We start from the raw sequence: 16526 nt of genomic DNA, 5'->3' as shown, positions 1-16526 counted from the left end.
ATTAACGAATCTGACTTAATTGAAGTGTTCGGAAAAGTTCAATACAAGCTTGAACATCTAACTCAACTCCATTCAGAGTTGATGCAATTTTCATGGGACTTAAGGCATTACAGAAAAAAACACTCTGAAAATGCGTAATTTCATCCATATTGACGTGACGTTGAGTACATGGAATCTGAAGCTGCTGCATCCGTTTTAAAATTTCTGCACGCATGACACCATGCACGCCATTATAACGAAGTTCAGGCGTAATCCATCCTTCATTTGTGCGAATAAAACAATTACTGCTCACACCTTCAACAACTGTACCTTGCACATCCGTCACCAAAGCTTCGCCCCATGGGGTTTGATCCAACTCTGCTTTGAGCATGACTTGTTCTAATCGATTTAAGGACTTCAAGCCCACCAAACTTGGCATGGTTAACCCAATGGCTTGATGTAATACACCACTTTTGACAGTTTCATACTTAAAATCTGCAACGGTTTTAGGGTAATAAAACACCCAAACATCTGCTGGGTGCTCAGGTAAACTATAGCCACGCTGACCAATACCACGACTCAACACAATTTTTAAAGTGCCATTGACGACATCTTGTTTACGTAACAATTTTAGAGTGTCTTCAATAAGGCTTAAATCTGCATTTAGCTTTAATCGCTCATTGCTCAGTTTTAATCGTGCAATATGCAAAGCTAAAAGTTCTATTTGTCCTTGGCGAATACGTGCCGTGCTAAAACAGCCATCGCCATAGTGAAAGGCTCGATCAAGTAAATCAACTTGTTCTATTTGCTGCGCATTTTTAAAACACTGCATACGTCGTCATCCCAATTACATCACTTTATTTTAAAAAATAATCGCTCAGCATATATTTCTTTTTTGTTCATATTAAATTCTTTTTTAATTATTTTTTCTGCATTAAAACTACAGATATTCTTGCCTCATCCAACAAAACATGTATAAAAATTGAGGACAACATGAATCTATCGAAATTAAAACTTGGGGTTTTGGCTGCATTCATTTCTGCCACAGCATTTAGTGCATCTGCCAAAGATTTCTTAAATGTGTCATATGATCCAACCCGTGAATTGTATGACAACTTCAATAAAGACTTTAGTGTTTACTGGAAAAAAACCACAGGCCAAGACATTAACTTTAAACAATCTCATGGTGGCTCAGGCAAACAGGCTCGTGCAGTTATTGATGGTCTAGATGCAGATGTCGTCACTTTGGCTTTGGCTGCTGATATAGATGAAATTGCTGCACGTGGTTTAGTTGCAAAAGACTGGCAAAAAAAATTCCCGCAAAACTCAACGCCATATACATCGACCATTGTGTTCTTAGTGCATAAAGGCAACCCGAAAGGCATTAAAGACTGGGGCGATTTAATTAAACCGGGTGTCGACATTATTACCCCGAACCCAAAAACATCGGGTGGTGCGCGCTGGAACTATCTAGCAGCGTGGGCTTGGGCAAAACATCAAGCAGGTGGTAATGATGCAAAAGCCCAAGAATTTGTCCGCCAAATCTATAAGCAAACCAAAGTCCTCGACTCAGGTGCTCGTGGTGCAACAACTACATTCGCTGAACGTGGTATTGGTGACGTGTTATTGGCTTGGGAAAATGAAGCACATTTGGCAGTTCGTGAACAGCCGGGTAAGTTTGAGATTGTGACCCCTTCACTTTCTATCTTGGCCGAGCCACCAGTTGCGATTGTAGAAAAAAATGCCAAGAAAGATGGCAATGAAAATTTAGCCAAAGCGTACTTAAATTATCTGTACTCACCTGCAGGTCAAACTATTGCCGCACAGAACTATTATCGTCCACGTAATGCGGCAGTTTTAGCAAAATATAAAAATGTTTTTAAACCTTTAAAACTCGTCACGATTGATAAAGAGTTTGGTGGTTGGAGCAAAGTGCAGAAAAAACATTTTGAAAATGCTGGCGTCTTTGACCAAATCGTGAAGATCAATAATTCAAAATAATGCTTTAAATACTGAAAAGCATCTTCCTTTCGTATAAGGTCGATGCTTTTTTTTCATAGACATGCCTTTTATCTTTTTTATTCATATAAAATTCGTTTTTAATTATTTTTTATGCATAAAGATTGGCGCTATTCTTCACCCATGTTACAGATAAAGTAAAAATTATTGAGGTTCACATGAGTATTTCCGCAAAATTAAAATTGGGTGTTCTTGCTGCCGTCATCTCGACAGTTTCTTTTGGCGCAGCTGCAAAAGACTTTTTAAACGTATCTTACGACCCAACGCGTGAACTCTATGAAAGTGTGAATAAAGACTTCAGCAAATATTGGGAAAGCCGTACAGGTCAAAAAATTAATTTTAAACAATCTCACGGTGGTTCAGGTAAACAAGCACGTGCAGTCATTGATGGCTTAGATGCCGATGTGGTGACTTTAGCACTTGCAGCGGATATTGATGTGATTGCAGAAAAAGCCAAACTTTTACCTGCAGATTGGCAGAAGAAACTTCCACAAAACTCAACGCCATATACCTCAACTATTGTGTTCTTAGTCCGTAAAGGCAACCCAAAAGCGATTAAAGATTGGGGCGATCTGGTTAAACCAGGCGTAGGTATTATCACCCCAAACCCGAAAACCTCAGGCGGTGCGCGTTGGAACTATTTAGCAGCATGGGCTTGGGCAAAACATCAAGCGGGTGGTAATGATACAACGGCTCAAGAATTTGTCCGTAAGATTTATAAAAACACCAAAGTACTCGATTCAGGCGCACGTGGTTCGACTACGACCTTTGCTGAACGTGGCATTGGTGATGTATTACTGGCTTGGGAAAATGAAGCACATTTAGCGATTCGTGAACAACCGGGTAAGTTTGAAATTGTGACCCCTTCACTTTCAATTTTAGCTGAGCCACCTGTTGCTGTTCTAGAAAAGAATGCGGAGAAAAAAGGCAATCTTTATTTAGCCAAAGGCTATTTAAACTTCCTTTATTCACCACGTGGTCAGCAAATCGCAGCTCAGAACTTTTACCGTCCACGTAACGCTACAACGCTTGCACAATACGCATCAGTCTTTAAGCCACTTAAACTCGTAACCATTGATAAAGAATTTGGTGGTTGGGATAAAGTCCAAAAAGCACACTTTGAAAATGGCGGCGTGTTTGACCAAATCGTCAAAGCCAACAATGGAAAATAAGACCATTCATTGACTGAATCAGGAGAACTTGACATGACACATACAGTAATTGTCCCGGGTGTAGGCGGTAGTGAACACGTACATTGGCAATCTTGGTTACAACGTCAGCTCATGTCTAGCTCTCGTGTTCAGCAAAAAAACTGGAATCATCCTGTACTAAAAGACTGGATTAAACAATTCGTTAAAACCGTACGACCTTTACAGGGTGAAATTCAAATTGTGGCGCATAGCTTTGGTTGTTTAACAACGGTAGCAGCATTGGCCTTGCATCCTGAACTGAATAAAAAAATCAAAAATTTAGTTTTGGTTGCGCCAGCCAATCCAGCACGCTTTGGAGAAAACGGCTTTGCACGCGACAGTACAACGGATTACAAAGCATTTTTTCATCAGCTAAGTATTCGTGTGCCGACAACGATGTTGATTAGTGAAAATGATCCTTGGCTAGCATTTGACGATGCAAAACAACTTGCTGATGCTTGGAAGCTCTACCCTGTAAATATGGGCGCTGTGGGTCACATTAATGTTGCATCAGGTTTTGGACCATTTCCTGAAATTTTCAATTACTTAATTTCAGAAAACCACATGAAACATATCAGCTTTACTGATGAAAACAAGTATTTATTTCAATTTGCTTTTTAAGTACTGAGCATTAAGCTTGTCGCAAAATCATTTATTCAATTTTGCTGACCTTTTAAGTCAGCTTTTCTCATTTTGAGGAGTCATCATGTCGCAGCGATCCCGAGTGCTGCCAGGATTTGGTCTTTCTCTAGGCTTTACCCTAGCGTATTTATCCTTAATTGTGCTCATTCCCCTTTCAGCCGTATTTATTAAGTCTTTAGGTATCGGTTGGGATGGACTATGGGAGATTTTAAGCTCAGAACGTATTTTAAAATCGTTACAACTGAGTTTTAGTGCCGCCATTATTGCTGCGTTAGTTAATGTGGTTTTTGGTTTACTCTTAGCATGGTGCTTGGTTCGTTATACCTTCCCGGGTAAACGTATTGTCGATGCATTGGTTGATTTACCTTTTGCATTGCCAACTGCCGTTGCTGGTATTGCATTAACTTCGTTATATGCACCGACTGGTTGGATCGGTCAGTACCTTGAACCCATTGGCATTAAAGTCGCATATACCCCGATCGGTATTACCTTGGCTCTCATCTTTATTGGTATTCCTTTTGTGGTTCGTACTGTACAGCCTGTACTGAGCGACCTAGAAACTGAACTTGAAGAAGCAGCTTCTGCACTGGGTGCAAATCGCTTTCAGATTGTGACCAAAGTGATCTTACCTATTCTATTTCCTGCGCTGTTAACAGGTTTTGCTTTGGCCTTTGCTCGTGGTGTGGGTGAATATGGATCGGTGATTTTTATCGCAGGTAACCAACCCTTCAAGACTGAAATTGCCCCATTGATGATTATCTCTCGCCTTGAAGAATATGATTATGCAGGTGCGACCACGATTGCTGTTGTGATGCTGGTGATTTCTTTTGCCATTTTATTCTTAATTAACTTGGTTCAAGCATGGGCAAGTCGCCGTACAGGGAGAACTGCACGATGAATACGAACAGTAATGCGCTTGCGGAAAAATTACAGTCGCGTGATGCAACGCGTGAACCGACATGGGTTCGTTATACCCTGATCATCATTGCTTTAATTTTCTTCTTAAGCTGCCTGATTCTGCCATTGGTTTTGGTTTTCGTTGAAGCCTTTAAACAAGGTGTTGGCGTTTACTTCCAAGCACTGGTACATCCAGATACATTATCAGCAGTAAAACTTACGCTACTGACAGCTGTGATTGCCGTACCGTTGAACGTCGTCTTTGGTGTAGCTGCGGCATGGTCTGTTGCCAAGTTTAATTTCCGTGGTAAATCTATTTTAACCACGATTATTGATATGCCATTTTCAGTCTCTCCAGTTATTGCTGGCTTAATGTTGGTATTGATTTTTGGTACTCAAGGTTGGTTAGGCGGCTGGCTGATGGATAACGACATCAAAATTTTATATGCCGTTCCAGCCATTGTCCTTGCTACTGTGTTTATTACCGTTCCTTTTGTGGCACGTGAGTTGATTCCATTAATGGAAGCTCAAGGGACAGAGGAAGAAGAAGCAGCTATCGTATTGGGTGCTTCAGGCTGGCAGACTTTCTGGAAAGTGACACTTCCAAATATCAAATGGGGCTTAATCTACGGCGTGATTCTATGTAATGCACGTGCAATGGGTGAGTTTGGTGCTGTTTCTGTAGTTTCAGGTCACATTCGTGGCGAAACCAACACCTTACCGCTACACGTAGAAATCCTTTATAACGAATATACCTTTAGTGCTGCTTTTGCTGTGTCTTCACTATTAGCGCTCTTGGCGATTGTGACCCTGATTTTAAAAACATGGGTTGAACTACGTCAGGAACGACAAGACAAGCGTAAAGAAGATTCACAAGTTTCTTAAGGAATGACCTCATGAGTATTCAAGTAAAAAATATTGAAAAACACTTTGGTGCATTCCATGCACTTAAAAATATCTCTTTAGATTTCCCTGATGGCCAGCTCGTTGCGTTGCTTGGCCCATCAGGCTGTGGCAAAACCACCCTGCTCCGTATCATTGCAGGACTTGAATCTGCCGATAGCGGTCAAGTCATTCTAGAAGGTGAAGATGCCACTAAAGTTCATGTCCGTGAACGTGAAGTTGGTTTTGTATTCCAACATTATGCACTGTTCCGTCATATGACCGTATTTGACAACATTGCTTTTGGTTTACGTGTACGCCCACGTGCAACACGCCCATCTGAAGCCGAGATCAAAAAGCGGGTTACTCGTTTGCTTGATCTTGTTCAGCTTGGTTTCTTGGCTGACCGTTACCCTGCTCAACTTTCAGGTGGTCAACGTCAACGTATTGCACTAGCACGTGCTTTAGCGGTTGAACCGCGTGTGTTATTACTGGATGAACCTTTTGGTGCATTGGATGCCAAAGTTCGTAAAGAATTACGCCGCTGGTTACGTACCTTGCATGACGAACTCCACATCACCTCTATTTTCGTGACCCATGACCAAGAAGAAGCGCTTGAAGTGGCCGATCAAATCATTGTGATGAATAAAGGCAACGTAGAACAGATAGGCTCGCCGCGTGAAGTTTATGAAAAACCTGCAACACCGTTTGTATTTGACTTTTTAGGTCAAGCCAACCGTTTTGAAGGTCAAAATAGCAATGGCCTCATTCAAATTGGTGAAGACCGAATTTTGTTGCCACAAAACGCCAATGCGCCGCAAGGAAATGTCATTGCCTTCGCTCGCCCTGATGAACTGCGTATTCATGCACAGCCGCAAGAAAATGCCATCCAAGCGACTTTTGTACGTGAGCTTTGGATTGCAGGTAAAGTCATTGCTGAACTGCATGACCGTCAAGGCAATCTTATTGAAATTTCATTAACGGCAGATGAAGCGAAAGCGCATCAATTCCGCCCAAATCAAACGGTATGGTTAAGTGCAACAAACTTGCATTTATTTGAAAACCAAGTTGCATAAAACAAAAAGTTGGGGCCGTCACAAGCCCCACTTGCTTTTAAGGTAAAATAAAATTATGAATTTCCAACAATTAAGAATTATTCGAGAAACCGTACGTCAGAATTTTAATTTAACAGAAGCATCTGCTGCACTTTACACTTCGCAGTCAGGCGTGAGTAAACACATCAAAGATCTAGAAGATGAACTTGGTGTACAGCTGTTCATCCGTAAAGGTAAACGTTTACTCGGTTTAACCGAACCAGGCCAGTCATTATTGGGTATCGTTGAACGCATGCTTGTAGATGCAGACAATATTAAACGTCTAGCAGATGACTTCAACAAAGTAGATGAAGGGACATTGACGATTGCGACCACACATACGCAAGCACGTTATGTCTTGCCGCCGATTGTGAACCAATTTAAAAAAGAATTTCCAAAAGTTCATCTAATTTTGCAACAAGCAAGCCCTGTTGAAATTACAGAAATGCTCCTTCAAGGCGAAGCGGATATCGGGATCGCAACCGAATCATTAACCAATGAAGATAACCTGGCAAGCGTGCCTTACTACAACTGGCAACACAGCATCATCACGCCTAAAGAGCACCCACTGACCCAAAAATCAAATATCACCATTGAAGATTTATCGAACTATCCAATTATTACCTATCACGGTGGTTTTACAGGTCGTTCAAAAATTGATAAAGCCTTTGAAGATTCAGGCTTTGATGTTGATATCGTGATGTCCGCACTTGATGCAGACGTTATTAAAACCTATGTTGAACTTAATATGGGAGTGGGTATTGTCAACGATGTGGCATATGACCCAGAACGTGACTACCGTTTAAAACAAATTCCAACCGATATTTTCGGGGTCAATACCACTTGGATTGCTGTTCGCAAAGGACATTTGCTACGCGGTTATGGCTATGAGTTTATTTCTTTATGCTCACCAGATGCTGACATCAAAGCGTTGAAAAAAGTCGCTTACCCAGAAGACTGATATCCCAATTGACGAATTAAAGAGGACACATGCTGTCCTCTTTTTATTGGTAAATTCATATTTTATCTAAGTTTTCTTGGCTTTATTTTTAATTGTGATTAAAATACGTTCAACACAATAAAAATTAAAACTTCATCACTTCCGACCCATAAGCCAGGACTTTATGAAAAATCAATTCGTCGCAGTGGCAGTCGGTATCATCTGCCCCATACAAATCATGTATGCAGCAGGGATAGAAAACTCAGATCAATCGATCTCGGCCTTTCTTGAACCCGGAAATTATACTGAAGTCAGTTTGGCTTATGTCGATGCTCAAGTGGGCGGCAAAGTTCAAAACCAAGGTTTAATTAGTGAATTGGGCATCACTGATTTTTCTACAGGGAATCTCGCCCATCAACAATTTTCTGGGAAATTTGCACTTAAAATTCAACCGCATGAAAATATTTCTGCGGGGGTGATTTATGAACAACCCTTTCATACCGATATCAGTTTTCAATATAGTCCACGCTTACCAGATGGCTCAAATATCGATATTGAAAGCGCCGATATTAACTTTAGAACGCATAACCTAACTGGGCTGGTAGGCTATCAACCCAATAAAAATTGGAATATTTATAGCGGTTTAAGCCTACAAACATTTAAGGGTGATTTAAAAATTTCTGGGCAACAATATGCTGCTCTCAATGGCTACCATGCCGATTTTAAACAAGATGAAGCGCTTGGTTGGCTGCTCGGATTCAGTTATCAAATCCCTGAATATGCTATTAAAACTAGCCTAACCTATCGTTCAAAAATCAAACATGAAAATAAGACCTCTGAATCAACTTTATATTCAAATGGTCCTTTTCAATTAGTACTTGACACCCATACCTCAATTCAAACGCCACCAAGCGTCAATTTTGATTTTCAAACAGCCATTAGCCCACACAATGTTGTATATGGCACAGTTCGGTGGATTAATTGGAAAGATTTCAACATTCAGCCACCGCAGTTTAATGCCGTGCTTCAGTACGCAGCACTCGATCCACAATACCATGATTTAGCTGATATCCAATTGGTGGAATATCAGAAAGATCAATGGTCAAGAAAGTTAGGGATTGCACATCAATTGAATCCGAGTTGGCTCGCTGCTGCAGAGTTTATTTGGGACAACGGGACAGGAAATGCGGCGTCTACCTTAAACCCAAGTGATGGCTATCGAGGTTTAGGTTTAGGTATGATGCATAAATTTAACCCGAACAATTTTCTAGCGACTGGCCTGTATTATATGAAACTCTCAAAACCATCGAATACTGAAACATCGCATATTTCAGGTCTTGCAAGTGTCTCAGACAATGATGCCATGATCTATGGTCTGAAATTTGGTCACACATTTTAAACGCTTTCTAAAAACAAAAAAAACGAGCCGAAGCTCGTTTTTTTATTTCAGTAAGAACTTACCAATGGTAGCTCACACCTACTTTACCTACTGGAAGCCATTGATATTTATCATCTTCACGGATTTTTTGCTCTTCTGCTCGTAAATCTGCAGATGCATTACCACCAGCAGCATTAACAAATGTACCAGATTTATCTAAGTCAACTGCTGGATTACCTGTGTAGTAAGCACCCACTTCACCAAAGACACCCCAGTTTTTATTTAATTTAGGCGCAAAACCCAAACCTACATACGGTGCAATATCATTTTCGTAAGACATGTTTCCGTTAACAGATCCGTTATACGAATAATTTGTACCATTGATTTTAATTGTGCCATCTTTAGAACGTTTAGTTAGATCATATTCGTTATCAATATAACCCACCCCTGCTGCAACGTATAAACCTTGTGCCCATGGATTTGCACTTGCTCCCCAAGGACGAATCTCAGCATTCAAATACGCAGTGCTATTTTCCATATCTAGATCGTACTTTGTACCATCAATAGAAACATCATCTGTCCACGAAATATCACCACCGTTATAACCTAATGCAAGGCCGACGTATGGGTTCGCAGTCCAAAGTAACGCACCACCATAACCAGTCGTACCCACTTCTAGACGAGCGCCAGTTGGGATAAGTTGGTTTTGATCAAATGCATAGCCATCATGAACTACAGAGGTATCTGCCATTGCAGTACCTGCAGCAGTAAGTAGAGCAGCTACTGTTAATAAACGTAATGATTTCATGTGTTTCTCCTCAAAATAAACTGTTATTCAGATTTTACAGACTTGTTATATGGCACATGTTAAAAGGAAACACAGCTCAACATTTATGCAAATTTACTGATTTTTTGTTAACTTTTGATACATTTAGATTTCAATATTGATTAATAAAGAGTTTTTGTTTCATTTTTTTAAATATAATAATGATGTTAAGGAACAATTCTGTATATTTTGCGTATTTTTTATACAAACCTTATGAAAATACTAAATTCATCACTCTTAATTTCTTGGTTTTAGTGCTTGCTTAATAATTAATTCCGATCCTAGGCCGATTTACCATCTATTTTTAACTCGATATAGTGTAAAATCTTGGAAAATTTTTTTCTGGATGGAAGAACATGTCTCAGCTTTCAACAATCATTGAACAAGCGTTTGAAGACCGTGCTAATTTCACTGCAGCTGACTGTCCTGCTGAAGTACGTGCAGCAGTAGAAGAAGTGATCGCTGGCCTAGATAACGGTACATTACGTGTTGCTGAAAAAATTGATGGTGAATGGATTGTTCATCAATGGGTGAAAAAAGCCGTTTTGCTTTCATTCAAATTGAACGACAACAAACCAATGGAAGCTTGTGACTTACGCTTCTATGACAAAGTAGATACTAAGTTCTCTGACTGGACTGAAGAACAATTTAAAGCTGCTGGTGTACGTGTAGTACCACCTGCTGTAGCACGTAAAGGTTCTTTCCAAGCAAAAAATGTTGTATTGATGCCTTCATATGTCAATATTGGTGCATATGTTGACGAAGGTACAATGGTTGATACATGGGCAACTGTTGGTTCATGTGCTCAAATTGGTAAAAACGTTCACTTATCTGGTGGCGTTGGTATTGGTGGCGTTCTTGAACCACTTCAAGCAAACCCAACAATCATTGAAGACAACTGCTTTATCGGCGCGCGTTCTGAAATCGTTGAAGGTGTGATCGTAGAAGAAGGTTCTGTGATTTCAATGGGCGTATTCATTGGTCAATCAACTAAGATTTATGACCGTGAAACTGGCGAAATCCATTACGGCCGTGTTCCTGCTGGTTCTGTTGTGGTTTCTGGTAGCTTGCCGTCTAAATGCGGTAAATACAGCCTCTACGCTGCAGTAATCGTGAAAAAAGTTGACGCGAAAACTCGTGCGAAAACAAGCTTGAACGACTTATTACGCGAAGACTAAGTCTTTATTTCAGCGGAGCATTCGTGTTCCGTGGAGCCTCTATCGCTCCTCGTCTCTACGGTTAGCAATGATCGTAGAGATTTTTTGTTTTTTTATATCTGGTTAATTTTGTTATGAGTACCCTTCGATCTTCCGCTATTCCTGTTTCTGATCCGTCTGCGGGTTTACGTATTACGGAGATTTTTTATTCATTGCAAGGTGAAGCCAATACCGCAGGTTTGCCTACGGTCTTTATCCGCTTAACAGGCTGTCCTTTACGTTGCACTTATTGTGATACAACCTATTCGTTTGAAGGCGGTGAACGCCAATCATTAGAAGAAATTATTCAAACCACTTTAGATTTTAAAACTCCTTATATTTGCGTGACGGGTGGTGAGCCGCTTGCTCAACCGAACGCCCTTCCCCTCATGACTCGTCTGGCCGATTTAGGCTGCGAAGTCTCTTTAGAAACCAGTGGTGCTTTAGATGTGTCTAAAGTTGACCCACGTGTTTCAAAGGTTATGGATTTAAAAACCCCGACATCGGGTGAAGTTGCACGAAACTTGCTTAGCAACTTCGACCATTTAACGCCACATGATCAGATCAAATTTGTGATTTGTAATCGTGAAGACTATGAATGGTCAAAACAGCAAGTTGAGCGCTATAAGCTAAACGAAAAAGTCAGCACCATTTGGTTCTCTCCGGCCTTTGCCGTTGAAAAAGGTGCTGCTCGTTTGCCTCAGCTTGCACGTGATTTAGCACAATGGATTTTAGAAGACCATCTCCCTGTTCGCTTCCAATTGCAATTACATAAGTTGCTTTGGAACGATGAAACTGGTCGTTAAGTTTTAAAGAATTATTTGGAGTAATGCATATGCGCCCTCGTGCCATAGTTTTATTGTCTGGCGGCTTAGACTCAACCACTTGTTTAGCTTGGGCTCAAGCGCGTTATGAATGTATCGCCTTGAGTTTTATGTATGGTCAACGTTCTACGACAGAACTAGATGCTGCTCGTGAGTTAACTAAGCAGGCTGGTGTAGAACATCGTGTCATTAATATCGATTTAGGTAACTTAGGTGGCTCTGCGTTAACTGACCATAGCATTGAAGTTCCTGATCATGAACAAGCCGGTATTCCTGTAACTTATGTACCAGCGCGTAACACGATTTTCTTGTCATATGCTTTAGCTGCGGCGGAAGTTTTTGGTGCAGAAGCGATTGTCATTGGTATTAATGCAGTTGATTACTCAGGCTATCCAGACTGTCGTCCAGAGTTTATCGAAGCATTTGCCAACATGGCTCGCCTTGCAACAAAGGTTGGCGTTGAAGGAAAACCACTTAAATTTGAAACACCTCTGTTACATTTATCCAAAGCAAATATCATTCGCTTAGGTATAGAACATGGCGTAGACTACAGTCAAACGGTGTCTTGCTATCAAGCAGATGACCAAGGTCGTGCTTGCGGTAAATGCGATAGCTGCCGTCTTCGTAAACAAGGTTTCGTTGACGCAGGTGTTGAAGATCCGACACGTTACATACCGAAATAACAAGGTAGGGTTTATGAAAAATTTAAAATCAAACATTATTCTTTCTGCTGCTTTCTCTGCAGCTGCGTTGTTTGCTTCAGTTGCACACGCTGACAACGACAAGCTTCAACAAGCATATAAGAGCACTAACGTAAAATCTTCGTTAATTAATGTTTGTAAAGAAGAAACTGGCAAAGGTAAAAAACTAACTGCCGCTGAAGTTAGCAAATACTGTACTTGTGCTGTTGAAGCAGATGGTCGTTTAACCAATGCTCAAAAATGGGAAATCCAAAGCACAATCAACCAGAAGAAAAGCCCTGCAACACTCGCTTTTGTTCAAAAACAAAATAAAGACCTTCAAGCATGTTTCGGTCCTCAGTTAACAGGTAAATTAAAAACTTTAACTGAAGAAGCAATGAAATCTGCTCAAGCGAAAAAATAATTTTTCGTCTCAAAAAAGCCTGCAATTGCAGGCTTTTTTATTGCTTTAAGTTCAAAGTAAATTCTGTATGATGGTCATATTTCACATACTTTGTTTAAGCCCGTTTAGGGATAAGACACGAAAAAGGAAATCTTCATGACTGAAATTAGCTTACCAAATCAAACCTTCCCAACCACCTCAGGTGAAGTTAACCTTGCAGAACTCAACAATGACTGGCTGATTGTTTACTTCTACCCTAAAGATTCAACACCGGGATGTACGACGCAAGCCATTGGGTTTTCATGCTTAAAAGATCAGTTTGATGCGCTTAATACACCAATCTACGGCATTTCTCGTGACTCGGTTAAAGCCCATCAAAACTTCACTGAAAAGCAAAATCTAAGCATTGATTTAATCAGTGATAAAGAAGAAGTGCTATGTCAGCATTTTGATGTAATTAAAGAAAAAAATATGTATGGCAAAAAGGTCATGGGCATCGAACGTTCAACCTTTATTTTCCATCATGGCAAGCTGGTAAAAGAATATCGTAAAGTTAAAGCCGCAGGCCATGCAGAACAAGTCTTAGAAGATTTAAAAGCATTACAAGCAGCATAAAAGTAATGATTTGAGCCCGCTCCTTTAGGAATGGGCTCAAACTTAATAAGAAGCTTCTAACTAGAGCAATAATGAAATTGCAATTCCCCACATCACAACGCCAATAATAAAGTCTAAAACTTTCCATGCCTTTGCACTTTGGAAGAGCGGTAATAAATAGCGCGCACCAAATCCGAGGACAAAGAAAAATACCCATGAGGCTGTGATTGCCCCAGTCGCAAAATAGACTGCGGTCGAGTCAAACTTCGTGGAAATAGATCCAATCAGCACAACCGTATCGAGATACACATGTGGATTCAACCACGTTAAAGCCAAGCAGATCAGTACCAGTTTCAATAATTTGGTTTCATTCTTTTCACTGGGCGCTAAACTGCTCGAAGTTTTAAAGGCTTGCAGAAAATGTTGTGCTCCATAAACTGCTAAAAAGGTTGCGCCCAAATATTTCGCAACACTCACAATTTCCGGATAACTTTCAACCAATTGGGAGAATCCGAGTACACCCAATAAGATGAGTATCGAATCAGAAGCAGCACAAATAGCGCAGAGCCAAAAGACATACTGCTTTTTTAACCCTTGCTTAAGAATAAACGCATTTTGCGCACCAATCGCGATAATTAGGCTAAATCCAATTGCGAGCCCTTGCATATAACTGTGCAACATTTTTTAACTACACTTTCAAAGCATTAAATGAATGTTGCTATTATCGAAGCTTATTGTTAAAAATAAGTATTTATAAATAAATATCATTATAACTAAGTTTTTCTTAGTTTATGGAATCTCTAATGCTCATAGGTGACTCATGTTACAAAGCAAACATAGTGAAGCATTTCTTGCAGTTGCTGAAACAGGAAGCTTTGAACAAGCTGCACTACGTTTAAATATTACGGCATCTGCGGTCACGCTCAGGCTGCAAACTTTAGAAAAGAAATTAGGTCATGTGCTCATTGTACGTGAACGGCCCTGCCGCCCAACACTTGCGGGCCAATCTTTATTGCATTATTTACAACACAGCAAATTATTAGAACATAATTTTCTGCAAAATCTAACAGGACAAACCGCGAATGCGTTTTATCAAGTCAATATTGCAACCAATGCTGACTCACTTGCGACATGGTTGCTTCCTCTACTCAAAGATCTCTTAATTGAAGAAAAAATCGTGATTCATTTTCAGGTCGATGATCAGTCACAAACACATCATTTATTAGAAGCAGGACTGGTCAATGCCTGTGTCACAACAGAATCAGAAGCCATGAAGGGCTGCATTGCAGAATATCTGGGTGAAATGCATTATCGATTTGTAGCAACTCCTGATTTTATCCAAAGATGGTTCAGTCAAGGCGTGACGCGAAATGCCTTAAGGGCTGCGCCTGCACTGATTTTTAATGAGAAGGATGACCTGCATACGCAATCGATTCAGAAGAATTTCGGGCTCAATCCTTCACAATATCCGCATCATTTCATTCCCTCTTCAACTGCATTTTTTGATGCCATTACGATGGGCTTGGGCTATGGATGGTTACCCGACTATCAAAGCAAAGACTTATTAGCAGCGGGAAAATTGATAGAGCTTTCAACAGAACTCAGTATTGATTTAGCCTTGTATTGGCATCATTGGAACCAACAATCAATTCAATTACAGAAAATAACTGCTGTTATGCTACAACACGCCAAAGATCATATGTGTTAAAGCCAGCAAAATAGGGTTATTCAATCCGCCATTGGCCTTTGAGTTGTATTAATACTTGCTCACCTACTCCACCGAGTGCTTTACGCATACCAAAATCACTACGTTTAATGGTTGCTAAAGATTGAACATCCAACACTTTTGGATTTTGCGGGCTTGGGGTGAGTGTGGTATCGAAGATCACAGGCTTAGTGATGCCACGAATGGTGAGATCCCCTCGAATCATATATTTCGCATAAGCCACGGGTTCGATTTGTTTACTGACAAACTTCACGTGCTTAAATTCAGCGGCATCAAAATATTCACTGCCCAAGATTAATCCTTTCAAGCTTGGGTTACTAAAACTGATGCTATCCACATCTAACACTAAATGCGCTGAACCTTTATGCGGAATTTCAGGATCAAATTTTAGGTTCGATTGAACCTTATTAAAGCGGCCTTCTACAATAGACAGCCCCACAGATTTAATACCAAAAGTGACCTGACTATTAGGCGTTAGCGTCCATTCAGCAGCATGTAGGGGAAATACGCAACATAAAGCGAAGGCTCCCATATATTTTGCAAACGTTCCCTGACGCAAATTCATGTTTTTCTCCTGAATAAAATACAGCCTAAAAGCACTACAATGTTTATTTTTTTACTCCATTGTGGTGCTAGAAATTTAGCGTTTTTTTATAGCAGATTTGTTTTATCCTGAGTCATAAATTTGTGTTGAAGTTGTTTATAAATGTCTGTCTGTTGAAATTTTTGCAAAAAATCAATGGTACCTTTAGGAAAGGCATCTCGTTCAATTTCACCACGAAAATACGCTTCACGTACTGGTGTCGCAGAAATCGCCCCTTCTAGACTATCCAGCTCAACCATTTCCCACTCGGGGAAGAATTTTAAATAATAAGAAGAATCATCTTTAAAATGTCCAATCAAACCGACTTTTGCATTCGTTTCAACCACGTCACTTACTAAAGATTTGACTAACTTTTGCCATTTTTCATCGTTATATACATCAATCACATGTACAAACTTGATTCGCTTCTGATCTTGCTCTGAAAAATTCGACAGGATCATCTGCTCACGTTCTGACGCTAAAAATGGATTTTTGATATTACGTTCATTTTGCGCCGAACCAAGCGCCAAAAGCATATATCGACTCTGTTGCAAGGCTATTTTAATGGTTTGCAAATGCGCTAAATGGAACGGCTGAAAACGCCCAATGAAAACCAAATAATCAAATGTATATTTCATATCAAATCAAACTTTTTATGAACTGAGCAGTTGTG

Annotated in this window: 19 protein-coding genes; 14 read left to right on the top strand and 5 right to left on the bottom strand. The window is 40.2% G+C overall.

Translation table 11 applies throughout. The features are described from left to right. Position 1 precedes the first annotated feature (1 nt). Positions 2-811 carry an aminodeoxychorismate lyase gene (gene pabC, locus AVJ20_RS02150; RefSeq protein WP_111883969.1) on the bottom strand — a complete coding sequence of 270 codons (810 nt, stop codon included), beginning with the start codon at positions 809-811 and terminating at the stop codon, positions 2-4. 161 nt (positions 812-972) lie between these two features. On the opposite strand from pabC, the gene AVJ20_RS02145 reads away from it, so the two are divergent. The 8 genes from AVJ20_RS02145 (at position 973) to AVJ20_RS02110 (ending at position 9042) form a co-directional block, all read left to right on the top strand. Beyond that, complete coding sequence (locus AVJ20_RS02145; RefSeq protein ID WP_111883968.1) at positions 973-1980, top strand: sulfate ABC transporter substrate-binding protein; 1008 nt, start codon at positions 973-975, stop codon at positions 1978-1980. 176 nt (positions 1981-2156) lie between these two features. After that, complete coding sequence (locus AVJ20_RS02140) at positions 2157-3170, top strand: sulfate ABC transporter substrate-binding protein (RefSeq protein WP_111883967.1); 1014 nt, start codon at positions 2157-2159, stop codon at positions 3168-3170. Between the two features lie 33 nt (positions 3171-3203). Next, positions 3204-3809 (top strand): alpha/beta hydrolase, encoded by a 606-nt coding sequence (locus AVJ20_RS02135; protein WP_111883966.1) that lies wholly within the window; start codon positions 3204-3206, stop codon positions 3807-3809. 85 nt (positions 3810-3894) lie between these two features. Further along, positions 3895-4728 (top strand): sulfate ABC transporter permease subunit CysT, encoded by an 834-nt coding sequence (gene cysT / locus AVJ20_RS02130; protein ID WP_078190342.1) that lies wholly within the window; start codon positions 3895-3897, stop codon positions 4726-4728. Beyond that, entirely contained in the window at positions 4725-5612 is an 888-nt protein-coding gene (gene cysW / locus AVJ20_RS02125) for a sulfate ABC transporter permease subunit CysW (RefSeq protein ID WP_078192018.1), read from the top strand. Before cysT ends, cysW begins: the two co-directional genes overlap by 4 nt. A gap of 11 nt (positions 5613-5623) precedes the next feature. Further along, positions 5624-6685: a sulfate/molybdate ABC transporter ATP-binding protein gene (locus AVJ20_RS02120; RefSeq protein ID WP_111883965.1), complete on the top strand. Its 1062-nt coding sequence runs from the start codon at positions 5624-5626 to the stop codon at positions 6683-6685. Positions 6686-6740: 55 nt separating this feature from the next. After that, positions 6741-7664, top strand: coding sequence for a CysB family HTH-type transcriptional regulator (locus tag AVJ20_RS02115; protein WP_078190345.1), 924 nt, complete (start codon positions 6741-6743; stop codon positions 7662-7664). A 163-nt stretch (positions 7665-7827) separates the two neighbouring features. Next, complete coding sequence (locus AVJ20_RS02110) at positions 7828-9042, top strand: outer membrane protein transport protein (RefSeq protein WP_228157141.1); 1215 nt, start codon at positions 7828-7830, stop codon at positions 9040-9042. A gap of 58 nt (positions 9043-9100) precedes the next feature. On the opposite strand, the gene carO is transcribed toward AVJ20_RS02110, so the two are convergent. Continuing rightward, the gene (gene carO, locus AVJ20_RS02105) at positions 9101-9829 is read right to left on the bottom strand and encodes an ornithine uptake porin CarO (protein ID WP_111883964.1); all 729 of its coding nucleotides are present in this window, start codon (positions 9827-9829) and stop codon (positions 9101-9103) included. Positions 9830-10203: 374 nt separating this feature from the next. Between carO and dapD the strand changes: the two genes are divergently transcribed. The 5 genes from dapD to AVJ20_RS02080 all read left to right on the top strand — a co-directional run bounded on the left by dapD (position 10204) and on the right by AVJ20_RS02080 (position 13565). Further along, positions 10204-11025 (top strand): 2,3,4,5-tetrahydropyridine-2,6-dicarboxylate N-succinyltransferase, encoded by an 822-nt coding sequence (gene dapD / locus AVJ20_RS02100; protein ID WP_111883963.1) that lies wholly within the window; start codon positions 10204-10206, stop codon positions 11023-11025. A gap of 113 nt (positions 11026-11138) precedes the next feature. After that, positions 11139-11849 carry a 7-carboxy-7-deazaguanine synthase QueE gene (gene queE, locus AVJ20_RS02095; protein ID WP_078190348.1) on the top strand — a complete coding sequence of 237 codons (711 nt, stop codon included), beginning with the start codon at positions 11139-11141 and terminating at the stop codon, positions 11847-11849. 29 nt (positions 11850-11878) lie between these two features. Next, positions 11879-12550 carry a 7-cyano-7-deazaguanine synthase QueC gene (gene queC / locus AVJ20_RS02090; protein WP_078190349.1) on the top strand — a complete coding sequence of 224 codons (672 nt, stop codon included), beginning with the start codon at positions 11879-11881 and terminating at the stop codon, positions 12548-12550. Positions 12551-12563: 13 nt separating this feature from the next. Next, positions 12564-12971 carry a hypothetical protein gene (locus tag AVJ20_RS02085; RefSeq protein ID WP_078190350.1) on the top strand — a complete coding sequence of 136 codons (408 nt, stop codon included), beginning with the start codon at positions 12564-12566 and terminating at the stop codon, positions 12969-12971. A gap of 135 nt (positions 12972-13106) precedes the next feature. Continuing rightward, complete coding sequence (locus AVJ20_RS02080) at positions 13107-13565, top strand: peroxiredoxin (RefSeq protein WP_111883962.1); 459 nt, start codon at positions 13107-13109, stop codon at positions 13563-13565. A 60-nt stretch (positions 13566-13625) separates the two neighbouring features. Here the strand turns inward: AVJ20_RS02080 and AVJ20_RS02075 are convergent, their stop codons facing one another. Then, positions 13626-14225: a LysE/ArgO family amino acid transporter gene (locus AVJ20_RS02075; RefSeq protein WP_111883961.1), complete on the bottom strand. Its 600-nt coding sequence runs from the start codon at positions 14223-14225 to the stop codon at positions 13626-13628. 139 nt (positions 14226-14364) lie between these two features. On the opposite strand from AVJ20_RS02075, the gene AVJ20_RS02070 reads away from it, so the two are divergent. After that, positions 14365-15252: a LysR family transcriptional regulator ArgP gene (locus AVJ20_RS02070; protein WP_111883960.1), complete on the top strand. Its 888-nt coding sequence runs from the start codon at positions 14365-14367 to the stop codon at positions 15250-15252. Between the two features lie 16 nt (positions 15253-15268). Here the strand turns inward: AVJ20_RS02070 and AVJ20_RS02065 are convergent, their stop codons facing one another. Both AVJ20_RS02065 and AVJ20_RS02060 read right to left on the bottom strand, forming a co-directional pair. Further along, the gene (locus AVJ20_RS02065) at positions 15269-15835 is read right to left on the bottom strand and encodes a YceI family protein (protein WP_111883959.1); all 567 of its coding nucleotides are present in this window, start codon (positions 15833-15835) and stop codon (positions 15269-15271) included. A gap of 86 nt (positions 15836-15921) precedes the next feature. Continuing rightward, entirely contained in the window at positions 15922-16491 is a 570-nt protein-coding gene (locus AVJ20_RS02060; protein ID WP_111883958.1) for a nicotinate-nicotinamide nucleotide adenylyltransferase, read from the bottom strand. Positions 16492-16526: the final 35 nt, after the last annotated feature.

It is taken from the genome of Acinetobacter sp. CFCC 11171 (assembly GCF_003268405.1).
GTDB classification, from domain to species: Bacteria; Pseudomonadota; Gammaproteobacteria; order Pseudomonadales; family Moraxellaceae; genus Acinetobacter; species Acinetobacter amyesii.
This window is presented reverse-complemented; position numbering and strand designations above follow the sequence as displayed.